This window comes from uncultured Agitococcus sp. (assembly GCF_937920075.1).
Taxonomy (GTDB): Bacteria; Pseudomonadota; Gammaproteobacteria; order Pseudomonadales; family Moraxellaceae; genus Agitococcus.
Map to the genome: position 1 here is coordinate 1 of NZ_CALETI010000102.1, position 9198 is coordinate 9198.

At 41.2% G+C, this 9198-nt stretch carries 13 protein-coding genes; 5 read left to right on the forward strand and 8 right to left on the reverse strand.

The genetic code is table 11. The features are described from left to right. A partial coding sequence (locus Q0212_RS03640; protein ID WP_297922358.1) for a hypothetical protein occupies nt 1-248 on the forward strand: 248 nt, incomplete at its 5' end. On the opposite strand, the gene Q0212_RS03645 is transcribed toward Q0212_RS03640, so the two are convergent. The 7 genes from Q0212_RS03645 to Q0212_RS03675 all read right to left on the reverse strand — a co-directional run bounded on the left by Q0212_RS03645 (nt 245) and on the right by Q0212_RS03675 (nt 5047). After that, nucleotides 245-775: a hypothetical protein gene (locus tag Q0212_RS03645; RefSeq protein WP_297922361.1), complete on the reverse strand. Its 531-nt coding sequence runs from the start codon at nt 773-775 to the stop codon at nt 245-247. The two genes, Q0212_RS03640 and Q0212_RS03645, sit on opposite strands and share 4 nt — an antisense overlap. After that, a complete protein-coding gene (locus Q0212_RS03650) occupies nt 772-1290 on the reverse strand; it encodes a hypothetical protein (RefSeq protein ID WP_297922364.1) in 519 nt (172 codons plus the stop codon). Before Q0212_RS03650 ends, Q0212_RS03645 begins: the two co-directional genes overlap by 4 nt. A gap of 2 nt (nt 1291-1292) precedes the next feature. After that, nucleotides 1293-2006: a hypothetical protein gene (locus Q0212_RS03655; protein ID WP_297922367.1), complete on the reverse strand. Its 714-nt coding sequence runs from the start codon at nt 2004-2006 to the stop codon at nt 1293-1295. A 1-nt stretch (nt 2007) separates the two neighbouring features. Further along, nucleotides 2008-2244 (reverse strand): hypothetical protein, encoded by a 237-nt coding sequence (locus Q0212_RS03660; RefSeq protein ID WP_297922370.1) that lies wholly within the window; start codon nt 2242-2244, stop codon nt 2008-2010. A 92-nt stretch (nt 2245-2336) separates the two neighbouring features. Beyond that, the gene (locus tag Q0212_RS03665; RefSeq protein WP_297922373.1) at nt 2337-3524 is read right to left on the reverse strand and encodes a hypothetical protein; all 1188 of its coding nucleotides are present in this window, start codon (nt 3522-3524) and stop codon (nt 2337-2339) included. A 17-nt stretch (nt 3525-3541) separates the two neighbouring features. Beyond that, the gene (locus tag Q0212_RS03670) at nt 3542-3928 is read right to left on the reverse strand and encodes a hypothetical protein (protein ID WP_297922376.1); all 387 of its coding nucleotides are present in this window, start codon (nt 3926-3928) and stop codon (nt 3542-3544) included. A 12-nt stretch (nt 3929-3940) separates the two neighbouring features. After that, on the reverse strand, nt 3941-5047 hold the full coding sequence (locus Q0212_RS03675; RefSeq protein ID WP_297922379.1) for a hypothetical protein: 1107 nt from the start codon (nt 5045-5047) through the stop codon (nt 3941-3943). Between the two features lie 773 nt (nt 5048-5820). Between Q0212_RS03675 and Q0212_RS03680 the strand changes: the two genes are divergently transcribed. The 4 genes from Q0212_RS03680 to Q0212_RS03695 are packed head-to-tail and all read left to right on the forward strand — an operon-like array spanning nt 5821 to nt 8744. Then, the gene (locus Q0212_RS03680) at nt 5821-6816 is read left to right on the forward strand and encodes a hypothetical protein (RefSeq protein ID WP_297922382.1); all 996 of its coding nucleotides are present in this window, start codon (nt 5821-5823) and stop codon (nt 6814-6816) included. Then, the gene (locus Q0212_RS03685; RefSeq protein WP_297922384.1) at nt 6807-8060 is read left to right on the forward strand and encodes a hypothetical protein; all 1254 of its coding nucleotides are present in this window, start codon (nt 6807-6809) and stop codon (nt 8058-8060) included. The genes Q0212_RS03680 and Q0212_RS03685 overlap by 10 nt, the downstream gene beginning before the upstream one ends. Then, on the forward strand, nt 8057-8491 hold the full coding sequence (locus Q0212_RS03690) for a DNA N-6-adenine-methyltransferase (protein WP_297922387.1): 435 nt from the start codon (nt 8057-8059) through the stop codon (nt 8489-8491). Before Q0212_RS03685 ends, Q0212_RS03690 begins: the two co-directional genes overlap by 4 nt. Continuing rightward, on the forward strand, nt 8472-8744 hold the full coding sequence (locus Q0212_RS03695; RefSeq protein ID WP_297922390.1) for a hypothetical protein: 273 nt from the start codon (nt 8472-8474) through the stop codon (nt 8742-8744). The genes Q0212_RS03690 and Q0212_RS03695 overlap by 20 nt, the downstream gene beginning before the upstream one ends. A 6-nt stretch (nt 8745-8750) precedes the next feature. On the opposite strand, the gene Q0212_RS03700 is transcribed toward Q0212_RS03695, so the two are convergent. Continuing rightward, the coding region (locus Q0212_RS03700; protein WP_297922393.1) for a hypothetical protein at nt 8751-9198 on the reverse strand (448 nt) is incomplete at its 5' end.

Consider the following 9198-nt stretch of genomic DNA (forward strand, 5'->3'; position numbering starts at 1 on the left):
AAAAATTAGCTCACGTAGCTAAGGGTATTCATATTCTTTGCACTAAACAGTTTCTTGAAGGCTACCAGTCTGAGAATGGCTCAGAACTTGGAAAGTTTCTTGATGTTGGTAATTTCAAATTCAAAGGCTCGGACGATAAAATCAATGTGTTCAGATTTGGGCCTGTTCTCTCAACAGATATGTTCTTAGAGGAAATTAAGAAAGATCAAAACTTCATTGGAGATTCTGAAGACAAAGAAGCGGCTTAGGCAGCCGCTTTAGTTAAATCTCTACCTTTGGCATCCTTAAAGATAATATCTGTAGATTTAATTTTGCCAAAGCGTTGTTCGATAATGTTGCTCCAATTAGCTTCAATATATTGCTCTAAAGTCATCGCTGGTCTGTTGGCAGGCACTTTACCTGCTTTACTTTTCAAATTAGCCGACTGACCAAATTTAAAGAAGTTAGGTGTTTGAACACCCATGCGTTTTTTCTTGTTTTCCCATTGTTTACTTAACTTAACCCATGAGAAAGGAATGCCTCCTCGCTTCGGGTCTTTAACTTTATCGCGTGAGGAAAAGTCTTTAATCTTACCTACTGTACCGTCATAACCAATAAAGTTCTTGATGAAGTTTTCTTTGAAGTGGGCAAGACTGCGATTAAATTTTTCAGCAAGTTTTCTACGTTCACTTAATGAGAGTAAATTGACAAGTTTCTCAGCTCGTTTTCTACTTACAACAGAGTCTATCGAAATACTCTCACGAACCTTTTTAAAAACCTGCTCATTGTTCGTCATACCATCTCAACCTTGTAAAGGTCTTGCTCCCTGACAACTCGTTTTACAGTTTGACCATCTAATAGATCACCTACCGAAACTGTATCAACTAACCAATAGCAAATACTTTCGTCTTTATTCTTACCTACAGACCCTTTAAAGCCCTCTGTCTTCTTCTTACACCATAATACCTGTACAGGAGGGACAACACCGTCTATGGGGCGATTTAAGCCTGTTACAGGGTCTTTCTGGAACACCTGTTGAACTTTCCATTCTACTTGGTCGGGTAAGGGTATTAAGCGGTAAATAACATCTAAAGGCTCTTTACTGTAACTACTTGCCGCGTAGTGATTACCCATAAATGTTAAGTGATCGCCAGCGTTGATTAAGGCTTGGTGACTTACCCTTAAAAGTTGATTAACTTCCTCAGTAGCAGTTATCTCACCTGTTGCATCAACAATATGACCTTGAAGTAAGCAGCCTTGAGTGATATTCGTTAACAGTTTTTTAAAACGACTATTATGAATCTTCTTCAAGGTTAGACCCCTGTAAAGGCATCAGTTGGTTGAGTAAGTACAAAGGCGGCTGAGCCGACAACAACCTCCGTTTGTAAGCTGTCAAGAATCTTAGCAAGCTTAGTGTCTAAACTGGCAATTAACTTATAAGGGTCTAGTTTTGACAGTCGCTGAAAACTAGCTTTCTCCTCATCGTTCTTTTGAGCGATGCGTTGCGGCAAGCTAATTGCGATGTCGATGGCAGCTTGGTAACAAACGGCAAGGTTGGCTTGGTCGCCTTTAAACCCTTCGGTAGTAAAAGCAGTGGTAAAGGTAGTGCCAGACTTATTCTCAAGAGCATAATAAGCAGCCAATAGGTCAACTTCATAGTCTTCTAGCTCCTCATAACTTAACCCCAACAAGGTTCTAACACTTTGAGCTGTCACCGTGAAAGGTAGATACTGGCTCACCTTATAGTGGTGGACAAGCAAGTAAGGTTTTGAGTTGACAACAAACTCTAAAGAAGCGGAACGTAGCTCGTTAGTATTGCTACCTGACAGAGTATTAACGGTGTCAGGTACAGTAAAATTAAGGGTACTGCCCGTAGGGTTGGCAATGGTCTCAGTATGAACAACACTGCCGTCCCGTTTGCGAACCTTTAAAACAGCAAGGGAACTTGGGTCAGCAACAACGTAATCCTGACCGACCTTTAACTCAAATGTCAGCGTTGACGCTGTTGCAGTTGTGACCCAATCCATATTAGTTAGCCTTATCTTTAGCTTTAGGTTTGGTTTCTTTTGGAGCTAATAAACCCTCAACATCAGCTTGAACAGAATCATCAGGAACGTCACCTAACAACAATTTTAACTTACCATTGGATAAGGCATTATTAATGAAGGCTGTTCGTTCAACAAGGGTTGGTTTCAATGGGTCAATCTCAACATCACCATTGATTAACATAAACTGACCAGTGGTTTGAACAATAACTTTAGACATGGTAGTGACTCAGAGGGTTTTCAGTATTTTAGCATTAACAGCTCTAATAAAAAAGCCGAGACTAGCTCGGCTTTTTATAACACACCTACTGATTAAACAGTAGTATCTAAAACGACACGCGCTTCTGGAATTGCTAACTTGTAGCCTGTGTTTTCGGTTTTGATGTAAGTAACTACTTGGTTCTTAATAGAACGTTCGTTTTCACTAATATCAGAACCTGCTTCGATCAATTCTTCTAAGCACTCCATCTTAGACATAGCAATGATCTTACCTGCTGGAACAGCAGAAGAAATTACTACGTTCACACCCATGTTGGCCATGAAGCTAACATTGGTTTGGATAGCTGGTGCGCCACGTTGTTCCATTGCCGCAGGAATAGAACCGTTACCGCTTAAAGTTGGCTGATACATAAACATTAATTCAATGTACATATCATAGTTAACAACTAAGGTGTCAACAGGGTAACCAGCTTTGGCACGAGCCATTAAGAACTTAGCTAAGGACTTAAAGTTAGCAGCACTGATACCTGCAGCACCATAGGTGCTTAAATTAACAACAGCAGCAGCAGCGTTTACGTTGTCACCGTTGATTAAGATAGCAGTAGCAGCAGCAACTTTGCTTAACTCAGTTTCACGCACGATACGAGCAGCAAAAGGCGTTAAAATGTCTAACGAAGCGCGGCGGTTAAACTCGTAGGACATTTCGATACCAGAGCCGCGTTTGCCGAAATTAACAACATTTTGGCTGGTACGAACGGAACGAACTGGTACACGACCCATTTCAGAAATGGTATATTGCTTACGGTCAGCAGAGTCATCTTCAACGTAAGTTGTAATCATCTCTACTTGGTCAACAGTACGGCTTTGAGAAACGATAGAGGCAATGTTCTCAACCTGCTCCATACGGGTTTTTTGTTTCAACATATCGTCAATGACTTCTGGAAACAAAGCGCGAGTACCTGTATAGGTTTGGAACGTATTGGCAGCCGCTTGTAAGGTGATACCTTGCTCAAAGTCATTTGCGTGAGGCAAGTTTAAAGCTGCTTTAACAGCTTCATAACCGTTTAAGCCTGTGTACTTAGCAGCACCTTCACCCTTAGTAGGGGCAACGTGTAAAACTAAGTAGTCGCGTAAAGAGATACCATAAGAGGCAGCTTCGGCAACTAATTGAAGACCTTTCTCAGCAGAAGTGCTTGGGCTGTCATTAGCCAACATTGCTGCCACTTCATCTGGAGACAAACGATCTTTTTTCATTAAGTCGGTTAATGGACGAATAGCCATAATCATTTGACTCCAAGTTAGATCATAATAACGTCAACAGTAGTAGAACCTACTGCTACGACTAAAGTACGAGCGTTAGTACCTGTTTTAACGGCACCTGAACCTGCACCAACAACACTGTCACCACGGTTGACTGTACCTGATTTAGTCCAAGTGAAGCCACCTTTCATCTCAACAGTACCGACTAAGATACCTTCAACGAGGCGGTTCTCAACGACTTTCAAGTTACCGATAATAACATCACCATCACCAGCGAGTTTAACGGTGTTGTCAGCAGAAGTGTCTAATGCAACAGGTTTACCCTCATCAGCTTTAGTAATACCTGTGGCTAAGTTGAAGGTGAAACGAAATTCATTTTGTGGGATACCTACAAGGCTGATACCGCCACTAGCGAGTTGCGCCATGATTAACTCCAGTTATTTAGGGGTTTTAAAAGCAGGGGACGGCCCAGCTACTACAGGTTTAGACTTAGCTGCAACATCTGTATGAGTTGCATCTAAGCCTTGAATCCCACCTAAAGGGATTTTAAATGGTCGAACAGATAGCCGAGCTGACTCAGCATCTTTTAGACCCTGTAATTCATTTTGAGCGGCAACTAACTTAGACTCAGCTTCGGTCTTAGCAGTAGTGGCAGCTTCTAATTCAGTTTTAACGGTTGCTAACTCAGCTTCAGCAGTGTCTTTAGCAGTAGTTAAAGTAACCTTTTCAGCTTCGGCAGCGTCTTTGGCAGCAGTTAAAGCAACCTTTTCAGCTTCGGCAGCGTCAAGCTTTGCTTGTAATTCAGCGATAAGCACAGGGTCTTCCCCCTCATTAGTAATGTCTAAATTCGCGTGAGGCGTAAACAGCATCAGCTCTGGGTCAGCTTTCACGGAAGCAGCTAAGGCTAAATCAGAACGCTCTAAACTAGCAGCTAGATTGCGTTTCTGCATACCAAGAATCTTCGCGCCTTGTGAAGCCCCTTTAGAGACAGCACTAAGCTCGCTGAACACCCCTAAACCATTTGGTTTAACGTGGTGATCGCCCATACCGATAACGTGACCGTTAGCGCAGGTTCTATCCCACACCTTACCCATATCTGATAATAGGTCATCGCCACAAGCAGAACAAAGCAACTGTTTAAATGACATACCGACAGAGACTTCTTCGACAATACCGTTGTCCATCTTGTCAGCTAAGTCAGCGTGAGCAGCCGTGTCGATGAAAGCAAGAACTCGTAACTCGTCAAAACCTTTAGCGTTCTTTTGAGCTTCGCTATAAAAGACACGACCGACAGGGATTTCGTAACCTTGATTGTGTAAGGTATGAAAGGGTACAAAACCACCCTGATTTAAGTAAGCAGCCGCTTCTTCAAAAGTGGCCATTGTAATTTGAGCTTTGTCATAAATAGACCAGCGTTTGCTTAAAGGCAACGAGGTCACAGCCGTCATCTCAAATACAGCGATTTGATCGTAGTTAGGCTCAGAACCCATGTTGGCTTTAATTTTCGCCTTAATCTCATCAGTGATGTCTATACGCTTTGGCATGATAGTCTGTATTAATTCAGTATTAATTGCGTAAAGAATACCACTAATAGTAGGGAACAATCAAGATGGTAGAAGTAGAGGCAGAAGTAGGCTTAGCTCTGCCGAGGCTAATGCTGAGTGTAATACAGAGGAAAATGCAAGAAACCTCACCTTTTCAACCTTAGTCCTCTCCACCCAATACCAAAGTAGAGGGCTTTATTTCCTTATTGAAGGTCGCAACTGCTCTTGTCCACGGTGTTGGCAGTGATGATACCACAAAGGGTGGGTTTTTAAGTTGTTGAGAACTATTCTCACTTAGAAAAATGTCCAAAAGGGTTTCTTCTTTCTTCTTCTTTCTTCTCTCTTAACTTTTTTCTTTCTTATTTAGAGTGGATGAAAAGAAAGCGGTTAAGTATCTAGTGTTAGGAATCTATAAGTGTTTGATTTTTATGAACATAATGACGAGTATGTGTGCAGATGTGAAATAAATGCTTTTAGGTTTTTTGTGTGCAGATGTGAAATAAATAGATTTTAAAAATAGGTTTTATTTCACATCTGCACACGTGACTGACCGTTCACGTTATTTCACATCTGCACACATTGTTTAAAAAACAAGCTATTTTTTACATTTTGTTACAGGTATTTAGTTGATTAAAACCCACCTAATTGGTACTATTCTCATCAGGCAGATAGAGGTGTTGCTCGAAAACCAACTGGTCATTGGTCTCTGCCTAATTACATAGACCCAGCTCAACACGCTGTACTCTACCCTTTCTGACCCGAAGGTAACACAAATGAAATCTCCTATAGCTATGGGCGAAGGTGTTAACCTTCACCAAGAAGTTAAGTATCTAAAAGACCTCCACAAACAGTTCTTAAAAGTTAAAGCTAAAAGGTATCCTAACTCTACCAAATTAACTAACGAAGCTTATTTCTTTGGTTGGTTAAAGCGTTGCGTCACCCTTAGAAATCATCATGAAGATGTCAGCTTCGTCTCTATTGGCAGCACCAATACTTTAGACTTTGACAACACCTTAATCATTCCAGCAGAGTTACTAAGGGTCTATAGAGACAAACCCCTAGTAATTACAAATGAGAAAGGGGAGTTGTTTGTGCAGGTCTTTGAGAGCGGTGAGAGTCAAACCTTTGGTCCCTTCAAGACCGAGGAAAAGCTTAAAGTAATGTTTACGAATTACTGTCACTTAAAGTTTCAGGAAGATCATGCTCGGCGCAAACACCAACATGAAAAGGATTTGATTAGAGAACACTGTTACGAAGCCTTTGTGGTTCAAGAGAACCTTATTAAGGTTTACACTTCGTTGCAAAAAGACTCTACTAAACTAAAATGGCAGTATCAGGTCTGGCTAAGGTTAAAAGAACACCTATTGGCACTCCCAAGCCGATACCAATATGATTACCGCTTACTTGACTTCACCTACGCTTATCGGGTGCTATCGGCTGCCAAAGAGCAGTTAGGCGGCTCTGACAGCTATTTAACGATTAACCCATTTAACTCACCCTTTGTTGATGAGTCTTGTATTTACTTTTTACCTAAAAAACTTAAAACATTACTTAATTCACAATACATTCCTTGTTTAAGAGGTAGTGGTTATCAAGTAAGGGTTAGAGATACCTTTGGCAAATACATCTCCCTCGGCACTTACAAAACTGTCGCCGAAGCCACGTCTGTTTACAATAAACATAAACGAGAAACCTTGCGGCTACTTGTCGATCAATATAAAAACAAGTTGTCAGACTCTTTCCTATGGGATGTTGAAGAATGCCTTTGAAGCCTACGTTAAATCTATACCCAAGTCATTTTACCGAACGTGGGCTTACCAAAGCTATTGTCGAAGGCCAAGCTAATGCTATTGGTCAACTAGCCTTGACTGACCCGAAGAACCTGAGAGCGACTGAGGGCTGCCCCCCTGTGGACTTTATCAACCCAAATAATCTCTATGACTGGTGGGTGGTCTTAATGAAGCTCTGCGATGAGAACCCCTACCTAAATGTGGCGACTGATATATTAGTGTGGGAGACGTTTAGAGACCATTTCAACGCTTTAGAATGTGGTACTTACTTTGACTTGTTTATGCTTGTTGACTTAAACAATGCTTATGACATCAGCTTTAAGACCCTGCGAATGGTTCCAACAACATTAATACGGATGTTGAACCCTGAGCCTCGTTTGCTTCTAAACCCTTTTAATTTACCCCCTATGGTGATCTACCGAACACGCTACCCTAACTTTCTACCTATTATTCTAAAACCTGACGGCACCACCGTTAAACATCACACAGGGTATAAACTGCCTCAAGAGGCTCACGAAGCTCGTGTTATTGAGCAAGAGAAGATATTCTTTGAAGAACTCAATAAACACGCAACTAATATGGATGTTGAAGTGATTGCGGATTACGCAAGGGATTTCTTCACTAAGTTGAAGTGTCAAAAATTCCCTTTTAACCCTGCTGAGTTTCAAAAAGCATTGACGGCTGAGAAGGTTTATCCTGTTGTCCCTAAAGACGGCATCGATACCGCCTTTGTCGTTGAGAATCGTAAAAAGACTTTATTTAACCGCTTAATAGCTCTTGGCCAAGACTACTATGGTGGCTCTCAAAAGATTCAAACCCATTTGGCCACTTCATTGGTGTCGCATAACATTAAAAAGAAACTGATGATACCTGATGACATTAGAGGCTTTTATAATGCTAATAAAGCAGCTATGGAGTTGACCTTAAGCACTTTAGCTGAGAAATATAAAGCCGCTAAAGAATCTCGTTTAAACGCTGATTTAAGTGAGGGTGAAACTGTTGTTGAGTTAGAGTTAGCTTTACAAGAAATGTTGTTTGAAGAAAACACCGAAGCCTATGCCGAAGCTCACGCTAAATTACAAAACGGACGTAGTTTAAAAACCAATGGTGAGTTAGACTTAACGCTTAACGATTTACTCCCTAAAACACCTTTTGAAAATAGGCGAGATAACTGGCAGCCTCCCTCAAGAAAAGGAACAAGACCTTTGAGGAAACCAAAATGAATACAGAGTTAATGTTTTCAAGTGCAACGGACTTGTGGGCAACTCCACAAGCATTTTTTGATAGTCAGAATGTAATACACAGGTTTGATTTAGATGTTTGTGCAACTGTAGATAACGCTAAATGTACTAAGTTTTACACGGTTGTTGATGATGGTTTATCACAAAAATGGACAGGTGTTATTTGGATGAATCCCCCCTATGGACGCGAGATTGGCAAGTGGGTTAGAAAAGCATTCGAGTCTGTTTTTGTTGATAAGACGGCAGATAAAGTTGTTTGCCTACTCCCAGCTAGGACAGATACAAAGTGGTTTCACGAATTTTGCACACGCGGAGAAATCGAGTTTATCAAAGGGCGTTTGAAATTTGGGGATAGTAAAAACTCTGCTCCTTTTCCAAGCATGGTAGTGGTATTTGAAAACTCTGAAAGTTGAGGAAACCTTAATGGCCAACGATTTAGAAATCGACTTACTTGATGAAATTGACGATGATCGGCCTGACCCTGACTTGGATTTAGAGTTGGATGAGTTAACGCTAAATTATTGTGCCGTCTTCAATAAAATTGGCGTTGCTATTAAAAATGGCACTGCCGTTACTTTAACCGAAAAAGATATCAGTTTCTTAAAGCAGACAGGTATGGGTGACTATTGCTTGATGTCTTTAGAGAGTGAGTATAGGAGGCATTAAGCCTCCTTACTTCTTCACCGCGTTCGATTGTGCTGCCTTATCATTTTTACTACTAACGGAACGTGTAACGGAATCACTATTACCATTCCCATTTACATCGCCGTTACCACTTCCATTGTAAAACTTAGTTCCAGATAGAATTGGAGCAGAATCAGGACGAATGCGTCCATACATACGCAAGTGATACTCGTCATCATCTATAATCCCCTCACTCAAGTCATAAAGTAAACGAGCAGCGCGTAAATTGAACTGAGCTTCTAACTCAATAGGGCTTCTCATCTCTGCTGGCATAAACGTCACTTCTGCCTTAGACGAACTACCTGTGGCGCGTAATAGGAAAGTAAACATTTGTGAGAGCAGTAACGTCACAGGAGTATTCAAACCATCACACTGTAAAGCGAATAAGCGAGCTTCAACAGAGGCAGTATTAACACCAGCTTCGCCTCTGCCGAGG

Bases quoted from the DNA above. Each gene is read 5' to 3' on its own strand.
- Q0212_RS03665 (WP_297922373.1), bottom strand. From the start codon at position 3,524: ATGGCTATTCGTCCATTAACCGACTTAATGAAAAAAGATCGTTTGTCT.
- Q0212_RS03675 (WP_297922379.1), bottom strand. From the start codon at position 5,047: ATGCCAAAGCGTATAGACATCACTGATGAGATTAAGGCGAAAATTAAA.
- Q0212_RS03645 (WP_297922361.1), bottom strand. From the start codon at position 775: ATGACGAACAATGAGCAGGTTTTTAAAAAGGTTCGTGAGAGTATTTCG.
- Q0212_RS03670 (WP_297922376.1), bottom strand. From the start codon at position 3,928: ATGGCGCAACTCGCTAGTGGCGGTATCAGCCTTGTAGGTATCCCACAA.
- Q0212_RS03680 (WP_297922382.1), top strand. From the start codon at position 5,821: ATGAAATCTCCTATAGCTATGGGCGAAGGTGTTAACCTTCACCAAGAA.
- Q0212_RS03690 (WP_297922387.1), top strand. From the start codon at position 8,057: ATGAATACAGAGTTAATGTTTTCAAGTGCAACGGACTTGTGGGCAACT.
- Q0212_RS03660 (WP_297922370.1), bottom strand. From the start codon at position 2,244: ATGTCTAAAGTTATTGTTCAAACCACTGGTCAGTTTATGTTAATCAAT.
- Q0212_RS03655 (WP_297922367.1), bottom strand. From the start codon at position 2,006: ATGGATTGGGTCACAACTGCAACAGCGTCAACGCTGACATTTGAGTTA.
- Q0212_RS03685 (WP_297922384.1), top strand. From the start codon at position 6,807: ATGCCTTTGAAGCCTACGTTAAATCTATACCCAAGTCATTTTACCGAA.